This is a genomic window from Micromonospora palythoicola (genome assembly GCF_036689795.1).
Taxonomy (GTDB): Bacteria; Actinomycetota; Actinomycetes; order Mycobacteriales; family Micromonosporaceae; genus Micromonospora; species Micromonospora palythoicola.
On sequence record NZ_JBAGKI010000013.1, the window covers coordinates 93,242 to 111,342 of the forward strand.

Annotated in this window: 17 protein-coding genes; 14 read left to right on the forward strand and 3 right to left on the reverse strand. The window is 69.1% G+C overall.

Annotated elements, in window-relative coordinates; genetic code table 11:
- Window positions 1-16: 16 nt before the first annotated feature.
- The 4 genes from biuH (at window position 17) to hpxZ (ending at window position 3,577) form a co-directional block, all read left to right on the forward strand.
- A complete protein-coding gene (gene biuH / locus V5O40_RS08630; RefSeq protein WP_164445559.1) occupies window positions 17-706 on the forward strand; it encodes a biuret amidohydrolase in 690 nt (229 codons plus the stop codon).
- A gap of 8 nt (window positions 707-714) precedes the next feature.
- On the forward strand, window positions 715-1,407 hold the full coding sequence (locus V5O40_RS08635; RefSeq protein ID WP_332904980.1) for a cysteine hydrolase family protein: 693 nt from the start codon (window positions 715-717) through the stop codon (window positions 1,405-1,407).
- 12 nt (window positions 1,408-1,419) lie between these two features.
- The gene (locus V5O40_RS08640; RefSeq protein ID WP_332904981.1) at window positions 1,420-3,087 is read left to right on the forward strand and encodes a permease family protein; all 1,668 of its coding nucleotides are present in this window, start codon (window positions 1,420-1,422) and stop codon (window positions 3,085-3,087) included.
- 100 nt (window positions 3,088-3,187) lie between these two features.
- Entirely contained in the window at window positions 3,188-3,577 is a 390-nt protein-coding gene (gene hpxZ / locus V5O40_RS08645) for an oxalurate catabolism protein HpxZ (protein WP_332904982.1), read from the forward strand.
- Between the two features lie 7 nt (window positions 3,578-3,584).
- On the opposite strand, the gene V5O40_RS08650 is transcribed toward hpxZ, so the two are convergent.
- Window positions 3,585-5,423, reverse strand: coding sequence for a hypothetical protein (locus V5O40_RS08650; RefSeq protein WP_408631843.1), 1,839 nt, complete (start codon window positions 5,421-5,423; stop codon window positions 3,585-3,587).
- Window positions 5,424-5,505: 82 nt separating this feature from the next.
- On the opposite strand from V5O40_RS08650, the gene V5O40_RS08655 reads away from it, so the two are divergent.
- The 5 genes from V5O40_RS08655 (at window position 5,506) to V5O40_RS08675 (ending at window position 9,476) form a co-directional block, all read left to right on the forward strand.
- Window positions 5,506-6,801, forward strand: coding sequence for an outer membrane protein assembly factor BamB family protein (locus V5O40_RS08655; protein WP_332904983.1), 1,296 nt, complete (start codon window positions 5,506-5,508; stop codon window positions 6,799-6,801).
- 119 nt (window positions 6,802-6,920) lie between these two features.
- Window positions 6,921-7,589, forward strand: coding sequence for a response regulator transcription factor (locus V5O40_RS08660; RefSeq protein ID WP_332904984.1), 669 nt, complete (start codon window positions 6,921-6,923; stop codon window positions 7,587-7,589).
- Window positions 7,586-8,776, forward strand: coding sequence for a sensor histidine kinase (locus tag V5O40_RS08665; protein ID WP_332904985.1), 1,191 nt, complete (start codon window positions 7,586-7,588; stop codon window positions 8,774-8,776). The genes V5O40_RS08660 and V5O40_RS08665 overlap by 4 nt, the downstream gene beginning before the upstream one ends.
- Window positions 8,777-8,850: 74 nt before the next feature.
- On the forward strand, window positions 8,851-9,105 hold the full coding sequence (locus V5O40_RS08670) for a type II toxin-antitoxin system Phd/YefM family antitoxin (protein ID WP_332904986.1): 255 nt from the start codon (window positions 8,851-8,853) through the stop codon (window positions 9,103-9,105).
- Entirely contained in the window at window positions 9,102-9,476 is a 375-nt protein-coding gene (locus V5O40_RS08675) for a type II toxin-antitoxin system VapC family toxin (protein WP_332904987.1), read from the forward strand. The genes V5O40_RS08670 and V5O40_RS08675 overlap by 4 nt, the downstream gene beginning before the upstream one ends.
- Before the next feature lie 23 nt (window positions 9,477-9,499).
- Here V5O40_RS08675 and V5O40_RS08680 read toward each other — a convergent pair whose 3' ends face one another.
- Window positions 9,500-10,036: a GNAT family N-acetyltransferase gene (locus tag V5O40_RS08680; protein ID WP_332904988.1), complete on the reverse strand. Its 537-nt coding sequence runs from the start codon at window positions 10,034-10,036 to the stop codon at window positions 9,500-9,502.
- A 407-nt stretch (window positions 10,037-10,443) separates the two neighbouring features.
- Here V5O40_RS08680 and V5O40_RS08685 point away from each other — a divergent pair, with 407 nt between their 5' ends.
- The 4 genes from V5O40_RS08685 to V5O40_RS08700 all read left to right on the forward strand — a co-directional run bounded on the left by V5O40_RS08685 (window position 10,444) and on the right by V5O40_RS08700 (window position 16,398).
- The gene (locus V5O40_RS08685) at window positions 10,444-10,761 is read left to right on the forward strand and encodes a hypothetical protein (protein ID WP_332904989.1); all 318 of its coding nucleotides are present in this window, start codon (window positions 10,444-10,446) and stop codon (window positions 10,759-10,761) included.
- 599 nt (window positions 10,762-11,360) lie between these two features.
- Window positions 11,361-14,654, forward strand: coding sequence for an RHS repeat-associated core domain-containing protein (locus tag V5O40_RS08690; protein WP_332904990.1), 3,294 nt, complete (start codon window positions 11,361-11,363; stop codon window positions 14,652-14,654).
- On the forward strand, window positions 14,651-15,043 hold the full coding sequence (locus tag V5O40_RS08695; protein WP_332904991.1) for a hypothetical protein: 393 nt from the start codon (window positions 14,651-14,653) through the stop codon (window positions 15,041-15,043). Before V5O40_RS08690 ends, V5O40_RS08695 begins: the two co-directional genes overlap by 4 nt.
- Before the next feature lie 941 nt (window positions 15,044-15,984).
- The gene (locus V5O40_RS08700; RefSeq protein WP_332904992.1) at window positions 15,985-16,398 is read left to right on the forward strand and encodes a VOC family protein; all 414 of its coding nucleotides are present in this window, start codon (window positions 15,985-15,987) and stop codon (window positions 16,396-16,398) included.
- A 68-nt stretch (window positions 16,399-16,466) separates the two neighbouring features.
- Here V5O40_RS08700 and V5O40_RS08705 read toward each other — a convergent pair whose 3' ends face one another.
- Window positions 16,467-17,339: an aldo/keto reductase family oxidoreductase gene (locus V5O40_RS08705; RefSeq protein ID WP_332904993.1), complete on the reverse strand. Its 873-nt coding sequence runs from the start codon at window positions 17,337-17,339 to the stop codon at window positions 16,467-16,469.
- Window positions 17,340-17,467: 128 nt separating this feature from the next.
- On the opposite strand from V5O40_RS08705, the gene V5O40_RS08710 reads away from it, so the two are divergent.
- The gene (locus tag V5O40_RS08710) at window positions 17,468-17,899 is read left to right on the forward strand and encodes a winged helix-turn-helix transcriptional regulator (RefSeq protein ID WP_332904994.1); all 432 of its coding nucleotides are present in this window, start codon (window positions 17,468-17,470) and stop codon (window positions 17,897-17,899) included.
- The last annotated feature ends 202 nt before the right edge of the window (window positions 17,900-18,101 follow it).

Sequence of the window (18,101 nt, forward strand, 5' to 3'; positions counted from 1 at the left end):
ACCGGAGGAGGAGAGGATGGGCAGCATCGGGCCGGTTACGGCGAACCCCTACCCGTGGCCGTACGACGGCACGGCCGACACCGCGCGTACCGCACTGCTCTGCATCGACTGGCAGACCGACTTCTGCGGCCCGGGAGGCTACGTCGACGCGATGGGCTACGACATCGGCCTCACCCGGGCGGGGCTGCCGGCCACCGCCCGGCTGCTGGAGCACGCCCGGTCGCTCGGCATGCTCGTGGTGCACACCCGGGAGGGCCACGACCCCGACCTGTCCGACCTGCCGGCGAACAAGCGCTGGCGGTCGGCGCAGATCGGCGCCGAGATCGGCGCGGCGGGCCCCTGCGGACGGATCCTGGTCAAGGGTGAGCCCGGCTGGGAGATCGTGCCCGAGGTCGCCCCGGCGCCCGGCGAGGTGGTCGTCGACAAGCCCGGCAAGGGCGCCTTCTACGCCACGAACCTCGACCTGGTGCTGCGTACCCGGGGGATCACCCACCTGATCCTCACCGGCATCACCACCGACGTCTGCGTGCACACCACGATGCGCGAGGCGAACGACCGGGGCTACGAGTGCCTGATCCTCGCCGACTGCACCGGGGCCACCGACAAGGACAACCACGACGCCGCGCTGCACATGGTGACCATGCAGGGCGGCGTGTTCGGCTGCGTCGCCACCTCCGACGCCGTCATCGCCGCCACGACCAGATGAGGTGAGCCATGTTGACAGTTGCCGCGGCGCGGCCCTTCCCGTACACCTTCGACCCCGCGACCACCGCGCTGCTCGTCATCGACATGCAGCGCGACTTCCTGGAGCCCGGCGGCTTCGGCGAGAGCCTGGGCAACGACGTCGGTCAGCTACGGCGGACCATCGCGCCGCTGACGACGCTGCTGGCCGCCGCCCGTGCCGCCGGACTGACCATCGTGCACACCCGGGAGGGGCACCTGCCCGACCTCTCCGACTGCCCACCGGCCAAGCTCAACCGGGGCCTGCCGAGCAAGCGGATCGGCGACCCCGGGCCCAAGGGCCGGATCCTCGTGCGGGGTGAGTACGGCCACGACATCGTCGACGAACTGGCGCCGCTGCCCGGCGAGCCGGTGATCGACAAACCGGGCAAGGGCGCCTTCCACGCCACCGGGCTGGACGCCCTGCTCGCCGAGCGGACCATCCACAGCCTCCTGGTCACCGGCGTGACGACCGAGGTGTGCGTGCACACCACGGTCCGGGAGGCCAACGACCGTGGGTACGAGTGTCTCGTGCTCGCCGACTGCGTCGGGTCCTACTTCCCCGAGTTCCATCGGGTGGGGCTCGACATGATCGCCGCCCAGGGCGGCATCTTCGGGTGGGTCGCCGACTCGACGGACGTGCTCGCCGTGCTGCCCACCACCCCCGTGTTGCAATCCTCCTCCTGACCGGGAGCAGCCATGGTCCCCACCAGACCCTCCGTCGTGTCGCTGCCGTACTGGGTGCGCGGCGACACCAACGCGTTCTTCGGTTTCGGCGTCAACGTCCTGGTCAACGTGCTCACCCTGACCGGGCTCTGCCTCTTCGTGGTGAACCTGCCCGAGCGGGAGGTGTTCGGCACGATCCTGCCGGCCCTCGGCATCGCCCTGGTCGCGGGCAACATCTACTACACGCACCTGGCCCGTCGGCTGGCCCGGCGGGAGAACCGCTCCGACGTGACAGCCCTGCCGTACGGGCCGAGCGTGCCGCACATGTTCATCGTCATCTTCGTCATCATGCTGCCCATCTACCTCAGCACCGGTGACCCGGTGCGCGCCTGGGAGGCCGGGCTGGCCTGGGCCTTCATCATCGGCGTGATCGTGCTGATCGGCGCGTTCGTCGGCCCGTACATCCGTCGCTACACACCACGCGCGGCGCTGCTCGGCACCCTCGCCGGCATCTCCATCACCTTCATCTCGATGAACCCGGCCGGCCAGATGTGGCGGATGGCCTGGATCGCCCTGCCGGTGCTGGCCCTGCTGCTGATCGGCCTGCTGACCGACGTGAAACTGCCGTTCAACTTCCCGATCGGGCTGGCCGCCCTGCTGCTCGGTACGGCGATCGGCTGGCTCGGCGGGGCGATGTCGGTGCCGGACGTCACCGCGGCGGCCCGGGACATCGCGTTCGCCTTCCCCACCTTCCAGCTCGACCTGCTGCTGCGTGGGCTCTCCGACATGGCGCCGCTGCTGGCGACCGCGATCCCGCTCGGGGTCTACAACTTCACCGAGGCGATGACGAACGTGGAGAGCGCGGCCACCGCCGGGGACAACTACAACCTGCGCAGTGTGCTGCTCGCCGACGGGGCCGGCGCGGTCATCGGCTCCGCCCTCGGCTCGCCGTTCCCCCCGGCGGTCTACGTCGGCCATCCGGGCTGGAAGGCCGCCGGTGGGCGTACCGGCTACTCGATGGCGACCGGGATCGTCATCGCGCTGCTCTGCTTCCTCGGGATGTTCTCCCTGCTCGGTGCGATCTTCCCGACCGCCGCGATCGTGCCGATCCTGCTCTACATCGGGCTGCTGATCGGCGCCCAGGCGTTCCAGGCGACGCCCCGGGCACACGCCGCGGCCGTGGTGGCGGCCCTGATACCCAACATCGCGGCGTGGGCGACCGGGCAGATGAACAACGCCCTGGCGGCGGCCGGCACCACCGCCGCCGAGGTCGGCGACGAGGCGTTGGCCGGTGCCGGAGTGGTCTACGACGGCCTGCGCATCCTCGGCGAGGGCGCGATCCTCGCCGGTCTGGTGCTCGGCGCGATCGTCGCCTTCATCATCGACAAACGTTTCGTCCAGGCGGCCATCTTCGCCGCGTCGGGCGCGGTGCTCGCCTTCATCGGCCTGATCCACGGCGAGGAGGTGCAGTGGAACGCCAACGGCCAGGTGGCGCTCGGCTACCTCTTCGTCGCGGTGATCTGCGCGATCTTCGCGCTCGGCAAGCATCCGCCTCGGGTGCCCGAGCCGGAGGAGGCCGAACTGGACCGCCTGCACGGCGGGGACACCCCGGCACCCGCGACTCCCGCCGTCACCGGCCCGGCGGTGGCCACCGGCGCGCCGGCCGGCGGCGAGAAGCGCGAGCCGGCGGTGAACAACTGAGCTCCGGCCGGGCGGCGGTGCGGCCCGCACCAGCCCGCCGCCGCCCGGCCGGGTGCGACCACCCCACGTCCCACCCGCCGTCAGAAAGGACCCTCGCCGGATGGAGATCGACCGGACGGACGTGGTCGCCGAGGTGACGGCCGCCTTCGCCGGCTACGAGCGGGCGCTGGTGGCCGGCGACGTGGACCGGATCTGCGGATACTTCTGGGACTCCGGGGCCACCGTGCGCTTCGGCCTCGCCGACCACCAGTACGGGCTCGACGAGCAGCGCAAGTGGCGGGCCGCCCAACCTCCGCTGCCGCCGGGCCGCCGACTGGTCGACACGGTGGTCACCGCCTTCGGCGCGGACCTCGCGGTCGTCACGACCCGGTTCGGGTACGCCGGCGGCGCCACCACCGGCCGGCAGACCCAGACCTGGGTACGTCTACCGGAGGGCTGGCGCATCGTCACCGCCCACGTCTCCGAGCCGCTGCCGTCCGACCCGGGATGAGTACCTGTCAGACCCGGTCGCGTACGTCCCAGAGCCAGACGTCGTCGACCCGTTGCGGGGCGCCGAGCAGCGCGGTCAGCAGTTCCCGCAGCACCGGCTCGCGGGGATGCGCGCCGAGCACCACCACCGACGCCCGCCAGAAGCGCAGGTCCGCCACCGCCTGCCGGCGGTTCTCGTCGCTGATCTCGGGCAGCGCGCCAGCGTCCATGGTCTGGTAGATCAGGGTGCTGGTGGGCCGGTTCGGCGCGCCGAAGACACCCTCGCCGTCCTCGTTCGGGCCGATGAAGTAGCCGGCCGGGATCGGGAACTCGTGCCCGGTCAGCGCGCTCCACCGCAGCGTGGACAGGCCGTGCACGTTGCTGGGGATGGGCACCGGCACCAGTGTGCGACCGTCCGGCACGTACGGTCGCCAGGCCCCCGAGGTGATGAAGGTCGGCGGCGCGTCGATCGGCTCGGCCGGCAGCGGACGGGGCAGCAGCGGCAGCAGGGCGAGGGTGATCGCGGTGTACCCGACGACGTGCTGCCAGCGCAGTCGCCGCCGGTCGGTGGCCACGGACTGCGGGGCCCGGGGAGCCGGCACCGGTGACCGGTGGCTGCGGGCCACCGCGTCCCAGGCCAACGCCAGCAGCACGCCGAGCGCGGCGGTGGTCACCAGGGTCAGCCGGGTCGGCATCATCATCTCGACCAGTGGCAGGTCCGCCGGGATGTACGACCACGGGCCGGCGATCCCGGTCAGCTCGCCGTTGAACCGGATCTCCGGGCCGAGCGCGGCGACCGAGAAGACCACCACCAGCACGGCCAGGATCCGGGCCACCAACGAGCGGCGGACCAGCAGGACCAGGGCCACCACCGACAGCAGCACCAGCGGCCAGCCGAACCAGGTGTTCTGCTCGGTCATGCCGATGGTCGCCTCCACCGCCTCGTCACCGGCGATGGTGTCGCGGGGGAAAGTGACGAAGGCGACGATGTCCTCGCCCCAACTGTGGAACACCCCGCCCTGCAGCCCCCGGTAGGACTGCGGCCCGTTGAACTGGAACCAGATCGGGTAGGCGGTCAGCAGCAGCGCCACCGCACCGCCGAGGCCCAGCCCGGCCGCGAACGTGCCGGCCCGCGCCCACGCCACGCGCGGACGCATCGCCGCGTACGCGATCACGACGACCAGGCAGGCCAGCGCCGTGAGCAGCAGCATCTCCTCGTTGATGAAGATCTGGTACGCGACCAGCAGCCCCAGCACCAGCCCGTTGCGCCGCCACCGGCCCGGCTCGACCAGCCGGAACACCCGTACCACGATCAGTGGCAGCAGGAAGTTGGAGACGAAGTTGGGCTGGCCATTGGCGTGGTGCACGATGCCGGGCGCGAAGCCGAGGAAGGCGCCGCCGACGAAGGCCGCCGCCCGGGAGCGCACCAGGTGCCGCGACAGCATCCAGTACGACGTGCCGGCGGTGGCGGCCAACGCCCCACCCAGGTAGAGCGCGTACATGACCTGGGGCCCGAACAGCATGGTCAGGGGCGCCAACGGCAGGGTCACCCCGAGCAGCGAGGTGTTGGCCATCATGTTCACCCCGTCCGGGGCGTTCTGCCGGGCGGTGAAGAGCGGATTCTCCAGGTGCTGCACCGAGTACGCACCGTGTGCGAACAGCCACTCGAACCAGCTGTGGTCGGTGGGCAGGTGGGACGAGACCCGGTTGTTCACGTCCGCCCAGTAGTTCAGGCAGACGACGACGCCGAGCAGCACGTAGGCTCCGATGGCCAGCACATCGGCGCGTGTCGGCCGCCGCCGGGGACGGGTTGTCGTTGATCGCGTCTCGACGGTCTCGGAGACGGGGTTCAGCGAGGGATTCACCACCGGCACAGCCACGACGGGCCATCGTACAGGCGGAACCACGCCCGCCCGCCGCGCGTCTGGTGTGTGTCAGGGGAGGACAGGCGTGACGTTGATCGACCTCGGTGAGCTGACCGAGCCGACCGATCCGCCACCGCAGCGCCAGCGACCCGGTCCGGTCAACCGTCGGGTGGTGGCCGTCGTCGTGGCACTGGTCGCGCTGCTGACCCTGGCGGGCGGCGCGCCGCCGGCCGGGCGGATCCACGCGATCGTGCCCGCCGCCCTGGGCAGCGACCTGTTCCTCGCCGGGGATCAGATCGTCACCGTCGCCCCGGTGCCCGGAGTCACCGACGGCAGCCAGGAACTGCTCGTCTATCCGCGGCCGGGTCGCGCCACCGCCGACCCGCAGCGGCTGACGCCGCTGTGGCGGGCACCCGTGCCCCCGGGCAACCGGGTCTACCGGGTGCAGCCGGTCGACGACGCCGGCCTCCTGGTCGCCATGGGCCGGCCGGACATCCGCACCAGCGAGACCCTGCAACTCGACGCCCACACCGGCGAGGAACGCTGGCGGGTGCCCGGTATCGCGGTTCTCGACATGCCCGGCCGGGCGCTGCTGCGAACCTTCACCGACAGCGAGCCGACGGTGCTACGGGTGATCGAACTGGCCGACGCCCGCGAGGTGTGGTCCGTGTCGTTGTCGGCGGCCAGCGTCGACTACCAGCAGCGCGACGACGGGACGCTGGACAGCATCGTGGTCGCCACCGTCGACGGCGAGGTCCAGGTGATCGACCCGATGACCGGGACGGTGCGGCACCGCCTCCCTCCGTCGGACGACCGGCCGAGCAACTACCAGCAGGCCTGGGTGGCCGGCGACCTGGTGACGGTGGTACGCAACTCCAACACCGTCACCGCGCTCACCGCGGACGGACTGCTCCAGCGCTGGCAGGTGAGCCTGCCGACGGCGACCTACGTCACCGGGTGCGGGCCACTGCTCTGCGCCGGGTTGGCCGGCGGCGGGTTGCAGGTCCTCGACCGGACCACCGGCGCGATGCGCTGGAGCAGCAAGGACATTCTCAACATCGTCCTGATCGAGGACGGCAACGCCCTGGCGGTGGCCGGCAACGGCAACGAGCTGCTCACCCTCGACCTGGACACCGGTGCGACGCTGACCGAGCACGGGTCGTGGAACATGGTGGCCCGCTACGAGTACACGCCGGAGGTGCTCGTGGTGCGTCCGGTGGCCGAGGTGGGGCTGGTGCTGGCCCGGCTCGATCCCACCGGGGCACCGGCCCGCCGGCTCGACCTGCTGCCCGACGCCGGCGGTGACTGCCAGAGCCGGTACGACCTGCTCGGCTGCCGCCTGCACGACGGTGGCTACGGCATCTGGCAACTGCCCGACTGATCCCGCGCCGGGCGACCGGCTCGCGCCTGCGTCCCGGCCGGTGTGCCGGGCACCCGTCCCGGGCGGCTTGGTCGGCGGCGTTACGTTGTCGGTGGTCGGCGGGCGGAAAAGGGGCGGGCATGCGGGTACTGGTGGTCGAGGACGAGCGCAACCTCGCCGACGCGATAGCGCGGGGGCTACGCAAGCGGGGCATGGCGGTGGACGTCGCGTACGACGGCGACAGCGGCCACGAGATGGCCTTCGTGACCCGGTACGACGTGGTGGTGCTCGACCGTGACCTGCCCGGCCGGCACGGCGACCAGATCTGCGCGGAGCTGGCCGCGTCCGGTGAACTGACCCGGGTGTTGATGTTGACCGCCAGCGGCACGGTCGCCGACCGGGTCGAGGGTCTGCAACTGGGTGCCGACGACTATCTGCCGAAGCCGTTCGCCTTCGACGAACTGGTCGCCCGGGTGCAGGCACTGGGCCGTCGCGCCACCCCGGCGGCCCCGCCGGTGCTGGAGACCGCGGACCTGGTGGTGGACCCGGCCCGCCGCACCGCCACCCGGAACGGAGTGCCGGTCGAGCTGACCAACAAGGAGTTCGGCGTGCTCTGCGAGCTGCTCAAGGCCCGGGGTGCGGTGGTCTCCAGCGAGGAACTGCTGGAACGGGTCTGGGACGCCAACACCGATCCGTTCACCACGATCGTCCGGGTCACCGTGATGACGCTACGTCGCAAGCTCGGTGATCCACCGCTGATCGAGACCGTGGTCGGTGCCGGCTACCGGACGGCCGAGGTCGTGCAGTGACGGGCACCACGCGCCGCCGGCTGCCCGCGCTGCGGCGACCCGCCCTGCGGTTACGCCCCACGCTGCGGCTGCGGCTGACCCTGCTCAACGGCGTGCTGCTGGTCGGTGCCGGCGCGATCCTGGTGCTGCTGGCCTGGCTGCTGGTGCGGGACGCGTTGCGTCCCACCGACGAGCTGCTGCCCGGCACCGTCGTGGTGCTCGCCGACGGGAGCACCCTGGAGGCCGCCGCGTGGCAGCAGCGGCTCGTCGACGCGGCCTCCGGGGAACTGCTGGCCAAGGGGCTGGCCGCGCTGCTGGCGATCGGCATCGTCGGTGTGGTCGGGGCGTACGCGGTCGCCGGGCGCGCGTTGCGCCCGCTGCACCAGGTCACCGCCACCGCGCGCCGGCTCGGCGAGACCACGCTCGACCAGCGGATCGGCTACTCCGGGGCGGACGACGAGGTGGCCGAGCTGGCCGACACGTTCGACGCCATGCTGGACCGGATCGCCGCCGCTTTCGAGGCGCAGCGACGGTTCGTCGCCAACGCCTCGCACGAACTGCGCACGCCGCTGGCGGTGATGCGTACCGAAATCGACGTGACGCTCAGCGACGACGACGCGGACACGGCCGAGTACCGCCGGATGGCGACGGTGGTCCGCGACGCCTCCGAGCGTGCCAACGGGCTGGTCGACGCGTTGCTGGTGCTGGCGCGCAGCGAGGCGCAGGCCGGCCAACGGCTCGGCCGGCGCAGCGAGTTCGACCTGGCCGCCGGCACCGTCAACGCGCTGTCCGCCGTACGCCGGGAGGTGGAGCGGATCAAGCTGGCGGTCCAGACGTCGCTGGAGCCGGCACCGGTGGTGGGCGATCCCGGGCTGCTGGACCGACTCGCCGGCAACCTGATCGAGAACGCGGTCCGCTACAACCACCTGCACGGCCGGCTCTGGGTGCGCACCGGCTCGGACGGGCAGCGGTCCTGGCTGGTGGTCGGCAACACCGGCTTCGAGGTGGACCCGGCCGACGTGCCGGGGCTGTTCGAGCCCTTCCGGCGGGGCGGCCGGGAACGCACCGGGGCACGCGGCTCGGGCCTCGGCCTGTCCATCGTGCGCGCGGTCTGCGACGCGCACTGCGGCACGGTGACCGCCGTCGCGCAGCCCGGCGGCGGCCTGGAGGTGACCGTCAGCCTGCCGGCTGCCGAAGCCGCCCGGTGAGGCGCGGCGAGTACCGCCCAAGGCCCAGCAAGGGCGGGGTAGACTAACGTGCTAGCTAACCTGGGAGGTGGGGCATGTCGGCCGACGCTGTGCACTACAACATGCACGACGCCAAGACCCATCTGTCGCGCATCATCGAGCGTGTGGAACGCGGCGAGGAGGTCATCATCGACCGGGCGGGCACGCCGGTGGCGAAAGTCGTGCCGTTGGTGCGGCGGGTCAACCGCACCGCGATCGGCTCCCTCGCGGGGCAGGTGGATCTGTCGGGTGACTGGGACTCGCCCCAGACCAACGCGGCGATCGCCACCGATTTCGGTATCGGCGCATGAGCTTGCTGCTCGACACCCACGTCGCACTGTGGGCCATCGTCGGTGATGACACTCTTGACGCGGAGTTCCTCGAGCGGCTTCGCCACGACCCGGACATCTTCCTGTCTCCGGTCAGCCTGTGGGAGATCACCATCAAGCAGGCGGCCGGCAAACTCGCCGGACCGCCCGATCTCGCCGAGCGGGTACGGGACATGGGCTTTCGTGAACTGGCGGTGACCCACGGGCACGCGATCCTCGCCGGCCGTCTCCCACTGCATCACCGCGACCCCTTCGATCGGATGTTGGTGGCGCAAGCGACCGCCGAAGGCTTGACGCTGGCCTCCCGTGACGTGTCGATAGCGATGTACGACGTCGATCTCCTCAAGGTGTGACAGGGACGTCGTTGGAGCACGCGTCAGCCGTCGAGGCTGTCGGCGGATAGCCGCAACACCAACACGTCCATCGGCGTGCCCCACGGCAACGTCGACTTCGCCACCTGCATCCACCCGGCCCGCTCGTACATCCCTCGGGCGGCCGACTCCGGGTTGGCTGCCAGGGTCGCGACCGGCTCAGGCCGCCCGTCGAGCAGGCGTCGCATCAGCTCAGCACCGACACCTCGACGGCGGAACCGTGGATGGACGATCCATTCCATGACCGCGAGCTTGTCGGCGGCGTGGAGGTCGGTGGGCGGATTCCGGTCGGCGTTGCGCCACCACGCCCCGGCCGGCATCGTCCATCCGTACGCGGCTCCGGTCAACACATCACCCTGGTGGGCGGTGTGCAGGGTGAAGCCCTCGCGTTCGGCCTGCTCGGGTAGGCCGTCGCGGAAACCGGCCACCTCGTTTGGCCCCTCTTCGTAGGGAGGTTCGGCGTACACCACCGCGTACAGGTCGGCGAGGGCCTCCACCGAAGCGCTGGTAAGGCTGGTGTGCCGGGCGTAGGCGATGGCCATGACGGGCAGCCTATGCGCCGACGCGGGCGGTCAATTCCCCGTACGCGGGCTGCCGCCGCTCACCTGCCGGAACGGCGTCGCGCGTGACGTCCTCGTGTCGGTGGTCGCGATGAGCCGGCAGGTCGCCGCCGGACTGGTCCTGACGCAAGCGCACGTCTGCGACCACCGGCACCCGATTGCGGACGCCACCACTGCTGGGAGGCGTACGTGCTCGTCGCCGCCATCAGGGCGTGCCTGGCCGGCGCGCGGTGACCGAGGGGGAGGCAGGCGATCGGTTGCGGCTCGTCGTCGCGCCCGACCCTGACCGACACCGCCCGGACCGCCCTTCCTGGGACTGTGCCGGGTGCGACGACGCGTGGCCCTGCGGCACGGTTCGGGCTCACCTGCTGCACGCGTACGGTCCGGACGTGTCCGGCTTGTCGCTGGCGATGGCGACCCACTATTACGACGCCATCGCCGACCTGACCGACGTGTCGCCGCAGGAGCTGCACCTGCGGATCGTCGGCTGGGTGCGTCGCGGGCAGCCCATCGCGGCGACCCGGTGCATGGGATGCGTGCCGACGATCCTGCCCGGCATCGAGCACGACTGCGGCGGATCGAAGATCCGCACCGAAGAGGTGCGCTTCCGGTGCATCTGCCCGGAGCCCGAATGTTTGCGCAGGCAGGGGCGTGATCCTTCGGCCGGTTCGGCGGCCACACCCCGACCGCTACGGAGGCGACGGTGACGCGGTTGGTCGGCTGATGCCAGGGCCGGGTACGGGTTGTCCGTCAGATGCCTATTCGGCGTCACTCAGCTAGGACCGTCACAAGTAACTGACTGTGATACCAAACATTCTTATTGCCCGGTTTGAGGGGGAAGGTCCTTGCAATTTGTAACTTGCATTGCCCTGATTTAAGAGCTGCTATAGCTTGTCGTGAAGCAACTACCGGCTGGACGAGCTGTTACGGGGAGCTTCGTGCGCTATGCCATTGTGTGCTGTCCATGAGGGCGGCTGCTGTTGGACTATTTTGTCTTCTCCTGAGTTTGTACGCCACATGGGCGTTGGTTCGGGCGTCTCGCAGAGTCGACCGCGATTTGCGCATTCTCGCGTCGCTGCCGCCGAGTCGGCAGGACGATTCGGCGCCTGACAAGGACGATGAACTGAGGCAAGTCGCCTGATTCTATCCGCTGAGCGGTGCATTCCCGGTTTGGGTATGCGTCGCGCGGCACCCTGCGCTTTGTCGGCGATTTGAAGGTGGTTTTTCATTCGGCGGGATCGGCCCGCCGAATTTCATATTGGGAGGATGCGTGTTATCTCGTCAGGTAAGTCTCGGGGTGGCGTCGGTGTTCATCGCCGCGTCGACCCTGGTTGCGCTGCCGGTGCAGGCGGCGCCGGAGGCCGCGGTTCCGCCGTCCGCCGGAATTGAGCCGGTGGTGTCGCCGCAGTCGGGGCCGAACGTGTGGCTGTTCGACTCCGCGTCCCAGCCGGTGGCGCGGGCGATGGCGGCGGGGGCGGCACCGTCGGTGCCGAAGGGCACTGGGCCGGTGCGCAACGGTACGCAGTTGTCGTTCTCGTTGACCGACCGATTGCAGGCGAAGGTCAACGTCGGCTCCGGGAACCTGCTGTTGACCAGCACGGAGTTGACGCTGCCGGGGATCGCGGAGAACGTGACTCTCGGGGCGTCGTTCAACAGCCTGCTGTTGGGCAGCGACATCGCCAACGGGGCGCATGGCCCGGGGTGGCGTACCCGCTCCGGAGTGGATGTACGGCTGATTGAGGCCACCGACGACAACTCGGTGACCTACGTGGCCGCCGACGGGGTGGTCGGGAAGTTCACCGCGTCGGGCTCGGGCTACACCTCGCCGGGTGAGTTCAAGGCAAAGCTGGCCCGCAACGGCACGGGCTGGAAGCTGACCGAGAACGACAGCGGCAAGGAGTTGTTCTTCACCTCGGACGGGGTGCTGGACAAGACCGAGGACCGTAACGACAACGTGGTCGACTTCTCCTACAGCGGGGGGAAGATGTCGACAGTGACCTCGAACCGGGGGGTCGGGTCGGTGCGTACGGCAGCGGTGACCTACACCGGTGACCGGCTGACCCGTTACCGGCACACCGGCAGCGACGGCAACTGGCGCGACGTGTCGTACGTCTACGACGCCAACAACCGGCTGAAGACGATCCAGAGTGCGACCTGGCGCAAGGTGTCCTTCGAGTACGACACCGCCGGTGACCTGACGAAGATCCTCATGGAGGACGACACCGTCGTCACGATCACCTACGACGGGCAGCATCGGGTGACCTCGCTGACCCAGGTCACCGACAACGCCACGATGAAGGGCTCCACCACCCGCCTGGCCTACACCAGCTCCACGGTCACCGACGTGGCTGACCCCCGGCAGGATCTGTCGCTGCCGGTCACCTCGGTGCCGCACACCACCTACGAGCTGAACTCCAACAAGCGGGTCACGAAGGTCACCGACCCGGCCGGAAACAGCCGTAGCAAGACGTACACCCCGTTCAGCGACGTCGCGACGAGTGTCTCCGCCGAGGGCGGCACCACCACCAACACGCACGGTGCCAACAGCGGTCAGTCCCAGACGAAGTCCGAGTCGCCCACCGGTGCCAGCGCGTCGGCCGCGTACGCGAACACGGCGACCTCGACGAATCCGACAGCGAACTTCCAGCCGTCATCGTCGACCAACACGCAGGGCAACAGCTCTACTTACACGTACAACGGTGCCGGCAACAAGACCTCCAGCGAGGACGCCCTCGCCGCCGAGGCGAAGGTCGACTACAACAGCGACGGCACCGTCAAGTCGTCCACCGACCCCGGGAACGGCACCAACTCCACGACCTACAGCTATGACAGCGACAAGCAACTCAAGACGATGACGCCGCCGACCGGTAACAATCTGTCGGCGAAGACGTTCACCTACGACACCTACGGCCGGCTGCGCACCGAGACCGCAGGTGGTTGCACCACCACCTACGAATACAGCCTCGACGACCGGATGACGAAGACCAGCTATTCCGGCTGCGCCGCCACCGGCACAGTCACCTACGAGCACGGTGGCTCCGGGAACCTGCTGATCCGCACCGATGCCACGGGCACCACCATCTACCAGTACGACCAGCTCAACCGCCTGCGCAAGCGCACCGCCCCCGGCACCCCGGAGCAGACCTACCGCCCCGACGCCGCCGGCAACCTCGACGAACTCGTCGACGGGCGCGGCACCACGAAGTACTACTACAACACCCGCAACTGGCTGGTCCGGATGGACACCGCCGGCGGCACCCGCTACAACTTCGCCTACGACAAGGACGGCAACCGCACCAACATGTGGTTCGCCACAAATGACACCAACAGCACCTGGGCCCTGCGCGTCACCACCACGTACGACAAGTCCGACCGGCCCAAGCGCATCACCGCCACCCGCAACTCAGCCACCCCGGCCACCGTCTTCGACGTGACCTACTGCTACGCGAAGTACGTCTCCGGGCAGCCCTGCTCCACCGCCAAGGCCGACGACACCGGCCTACGGCAGTGGCAGAAGAACGAAGCCAGCGGGCAGGTCACCCAGTACACCTACGACAAGGGCGACCGACTCACCAAGGCCGCCAACCACCATGCCAAGACCTACGACTACACCTATGACACCAACGGCAACCGGGAGACCGTCAAGGTCGACGACACCACTACCCAGACCCTGACCTACAACAGCGCCAACCAGGTCACCACCACCAACAACACCTACGACACCCGCGGCAACCAGACCCGGACCAGCACGCCGGCGGTCAGCGGCATCGGCTACAACGCCGCCCGGCAGATGACCACTGCCACCACCACCGGCACCACCACCTACGGCTACGCCGGCACCGACCAGGTCGAACTCACCCGCGCCGGTGGCATCAACCTGACCTACGGGTACGAAGACCAGCACGGCATGCCGTGGCTCCAGTCCTGGAAGAACGGCGTCAACCTGAACGCCTACGTCGAACGCGACGGCCTCGGCACCCCGCTCGGCCTGCGCATCGGCACCACCGACCACGCCTTCGTCCTCGACGGCCTCGGCTCCGTCGTCGCCGCAGTCAAAGCCGACGGCTCACTGTCCGCCAACTACACCTACGACCCATACGGCAACACGCTGACCGCCTCGGAATCTGGCCTCGGGCAGGCCAACATCCTCCGATACGCTGGCGGCACCTACGATCCCGCAACCGGCTACACCAAGTTCGGCCAACGTTGGTACAACCCCACCCAAGGCCGCTTCACCCAGCAGGACAACCTCAGCTTCATCGGCAATCCGGGAAACGGCAACCGCTACGCTTATGCTGGTGCTAATCCGACTACCTTCATCGATCCCACAGGAATGGTAACCGAGGGTGAGTCGCTGAACGCGATGGGCATGATTATCGGAGGTGCGGTCGCGTTGGCGGTTGGCGGCCTTCTGACCGGCGGGTTCGGTGTTCCGGTGATCGTGGCATCGATGGTTGCTGGTTGTGCTGGTGGGATGACATCGAATGCCATATCCACGAATGGAGATGTGTCGGCGAGTGGTCTGGGTCTGACGTGCGCTGTAGGGGCCGTCATGGGCTTGGCTGGAGGTGTCTTCGTGAAGGGGGGTTTCAAGGGATGAGTGATTTCAGTACTGCTGATAAGAGCGATGCGCCGCGAGTTCTGGTCCCGGTGCTGCTGCTGCTATCGCTCTCGTGCATGGCTGCCTTCCTGGCTCTGATTGTCGTGCCGACCCGCGGTTGGATTGCGATCGCAATCGCGATCGCGGCGGTACTCGTCCTGCTAATAACGTGGAGGGCGCGACATGGCAGGTGGAACGTCCAGCCGCCGCGAAAAGGTACGCAGCAGCTGGTGTTCGCGGGCGGTGGTGGTCTAGTCCTGTGGTTGCTCGGTATGGTGATCGCCCTAAACCTTGACTTGACGGTGTCCCTGCCCGCGTTAATGCTACTGGGGGGTGGTTTAGCGCTGATGTTCGTCGCCGGTTTGGTGGGGCGGGGAACGCCGGGGTAGTTCAGGCGGTGACATCGCAAAGGGCTACCGACAGTGGTCGGGTCCACCACCAACTGCAAACCTGTTGAGGATGCGCGGAGGCAGTCGCCTCCGCGCATCCTTGCGCCGGCGGACCGCCGTTCAGGGAGCGGATGATGTCATCGGGGCTTTGGTCAGGTCGGCAAGGCGAACAGCCGCAGTTCGAAGGCAGAACTTGGTTTCGCCACTGTTCCACCCGGTGGTGCCCAAGCTAGGAGCCGATTTGAAGTGTGAAGGTGCCAAAGTCGTACTAGGCATCGCTGTGGCATGGATTCCTGCAGTAATCTACTTCCTGATTACGGGCAGCACTTTTTGGATGGGGGTTGTGGCTGGTGTCCCGGCCATGTTCACGATTGGCCTCGCCGCGTTCACTCTCGCTAAGCAGAGGCACCGTCGGAACGAGCAATTGGAAGTAGCCAGCTGGCTGGTGATCTCGGCCGGGGCTACCGGGCGGACCCTTCGGTGTGCCGGTTCTCCCAGGCTCACCAACTGCCGAGCCCTTGCCCCGAAAGAAGGGGCCCCTGGTGACCTGGCCGACGGTAACCCTGACCTCATATTGACAGTTGGTCAGGCTAGTGCTTCGTGGCGCGCTATAGGTTGCAGCCCGGGATTACTAGTGCAATGATCACGAGGTCAGCCCGATCAAGGAGGGGGGTGCGTCGATGTTCACCATGATGCTGTCCGCGCCCCGCCCTGTCGGCTGATCGCTCATCCTCGCGGGGCACCGGTGGCGGGACCGCTGTCCCGCCACTCAGCGGAGCAGACACGCCAGTTCCGACTGCCCCGACGTCCGTGCCCGCAGCGCCGCCTCCGACCCCGCCGTGCCGTGTCGCGCCTCTCGTAGGCTCGCCGGTCCCGGCGGTCCGCCGGCCGGTAACCGACAGGGCTGCGGCGTCGGTGGCGAAGACCACGAGGGACGACACATGAGCGCAAGGATCCACAACATCGGAATCGACTGTCACGACACGTACGCCCTGGCCGGTTTCTGGGCCCAGGTCTTCGAGTGCCCCCGCCAGCCGGACGACTTCCCGGGCGACCCGGAGGCCATGTTGCTGCCGCCGGGCGGTCCGGAGGTGCTGTTCCTGGCGGTACCCGAGGGCAAATCGGTGAAGAACCGGCTGCACCTCGACCTGGAACCCACCGACCGGACCCGGGACGAGGAGGTCGAGCGGCTGCTCGGCATCGGTGCCCGGCACGTTGCCGACCACATCGGGCCGACCGGTGCCGGTTGGGTGGTGCTCGCCGACCCGGAGGGCAACGAGTTCTGCGTACTGCGCAGCGCCGCCGAGAAGGCGGCGGCCCGGGCGGCGGCGGAGGGTACCGTCACGGACGGCTGAGCGAAGCGACACCGGGACATCGGAGCGGCGGCACCGCCGCCGCTCCGATGTCGGTCCTGCGCTACGAATCAGCGGCCGATGCCGTCCAAGGCGGCGACGTCCTCGGCGGACAGTGCGAGCCCCGCGCCGACGATGTTCTCCCGCAGGTGTGCCACCTTCGACGTGCCGGGAATCAGCAGGATGTTCGGTGCGCGTTGCAACAGCCAGGCGAGGGCGACGGACATCGGTGTCGACCCCGACCGGGCTGCTACGGCCGAGAGCGCCTCGGACTGCACCGGCGAGAAGCCGCCGAGCGGGAAGAACGGCACGTAGGCGATGCCGTCGGCGGCGAGTTGCTCGATGAGGCCGTCGTCGTGGCGGTGAGCGAGGTTGTACATGTTCTGCACGCACACCACCGGGGCGACGGCCCGGGCCTCGGCGACCTGCTCCGCGGTGACGTTGCTGACCCCGAGGTGACGGATCAGGCCCTGCTGCTGGAGCGCGGCGAGGGTCTCGAACGCCTCGGTGATCGAGCCGGGCTGGGGGCCTTCGGCGTCACCCATCCGCATGTTGACCAGGTCGAGGGTGTCGACCCCGAGGGAGCGCAGGTTCTGGTGGACCTGCCGGCGCAGGTCCTCGGGGCGGCGGGCCGTCGGCCAGCCGCCCTGTGCGTCCCGGTCCGCCCCCACCTTGGTGGCGATGAGCAACGACTCGGGATAGGGGTGCAGTGCTTCGCGGATCAGTTCGTTGGTGACGTGCGGTCCGTAGGCGTCGCTCGTGTCGATGTGGGTGATGCCCCGGTCGACGGCTTCGCGCAGCACGGCCAGTGCCCCGTCGCGGTCGGCGGGTGGCCCCATCACCCAGGGGCCGGCGAGTTGCATGGCGCCGTACCCGAACCGGGTGACGGTCCGGTCGCCGAGCATCCAGGTGCCGCCGGGAAGGGAAGGAGTAGGGGTGCTCATGGTGTGGCCCTCTTCGCTGCGGAGACGGTGGCATTTTCGCTTGCCTGCCCCAGTCTTGGAGAGGAACTTCCCGACGGGAAGTAGGCACCCTAAAGTGCGTAACCATCCAGCAGCGAGAGGGGCGCTCGATGGCGACGACGAAGGCGGCTCAGCGGCAGGCGCAGGCCAGGGTCGAATACAACGCGTTCCTCGCGGTCTGTCCCAGCCGCCAACTGCTCGACCGGATCTCGGACAAGTGGGTGATGCTGATCCTGTGCGCACTGGGGGGTGACGCGGCTCCGCAGGGTCCGGGAGCGCCGCGAGCGATGCGCTACTCCGAGCTTGCCCGCCTGTTGGCCGGCGTCAGTCAGAAGATGCTGACCCAGACCCTGCGTTCGCTGGAACGTGACGGGCTGCTCACCCGTACCGTGACGCCGACCGTCCCGGTCACCGTCACCTACGAGCTGACCGACCTCGGCTTGTCGCTGCACCGCACGACGCGCGAGATCAGGTACTGGGCTCAGGCCCACATGGGCGAGGTTCTCGCGCACCGCGACGACTACGACGCGTCGGCCTCCTGACGCGGCACCTGTCAGACTCGACCGACCCCGGCGCGCGACCGCGAAACGGCCGGCAACAGGGCTGGCGGGGTCTCCTCCGCAGCCCTGTTGCCGGCTGCGGTCAGTCCCGCTGCTGGATCTGGCTGCGGATGGTGACGAACTCGGCTTGGGCGTCGGCGCGGGACGAGAAGAACATCACGATCAGCCCGACGCTGCCCCGGTC

Coding starts and splice junctions, on each gene's coding strand:
- biuH (WP_164445559.1), top strand. CDS start 17: ATGGGCAGCATCGGGCCGGTTACGGCGAACCCCTACCCGTGGCCGTAC.
- V5O40_RS08700 (WP_332904992.1), top strand. CDS start 15,985: ATGAGCGCAAGGATCCACAACATCGGAATCGACTGTCACGACACGTAC.
- V5O40_RS08695 (WP_332904991.1), top strand. CDS start 14,651: ATGAGTGATTTCAGTACTGCTGATAAGAGCGATGCGCCGCGAGTTCTG.
- hpxZ (WP_332904982.1), top strand. CDS start 3,188: ATGGAGATCGACCGGACGGACGTGGTCGCCGAGGTGACGGCCGCCTTC.
- V5O40_RS08670 (WP_332904986.1), top strand. CDS start 8,851: ATGTCGGCCGACGCTGTGCACTACAACATGCACGACGCCAAGACCCAT.
- V5O40_RS08680 (WP_332904988.1), bottom strand. CDS start 10,036: ATGGCCATCGCCTACGCCCGGCACACCAGCCTTACCAGCGCTTCGGTG.
- V5O40_RS08640 (WP_332904981.1), top strand. CDS start 1,420: ATGGTCCCCACCAGACCCTCCGTCGTGTCGCTGCCGTACTGGGTGCGC.
- V5O40_RS08660 (WP_332904984.1), top strand. CDS start 6,921: ATGCGGGTACTGGTGGTCGAGGACGAGCGCAACCTCGCCGACGCGATA.
- V5O40_RS08710 (WP_332904994.1), top strand. CDS start 17,468: ATGGCGACGACGAAGGCGGCTCAGCGGCAGGCGCAGGCCAGGGTCGAA.
- V5O40_RS08675 (WP_332904987.1), top strand. CDS start 9,102: ATGAGCTTGCTGCTCGACACCCACGTCGCACTGTGGGCCATCGTCGGT.
- V5O40_RS08635 (WP_332904980.1), top strand. CDS start 715: ATGTTGACAGTTGCCGCGGCGCGGCCCTTCCCGTACACCTTCGACCCC.
- V5O40_RS08705 (WP_332904993.1), bottom strand. CDS start 17,339: ATGAGCACCCCTACTCCTTCCCTTCCCGGCGGCACCTGGATGCTCGGC.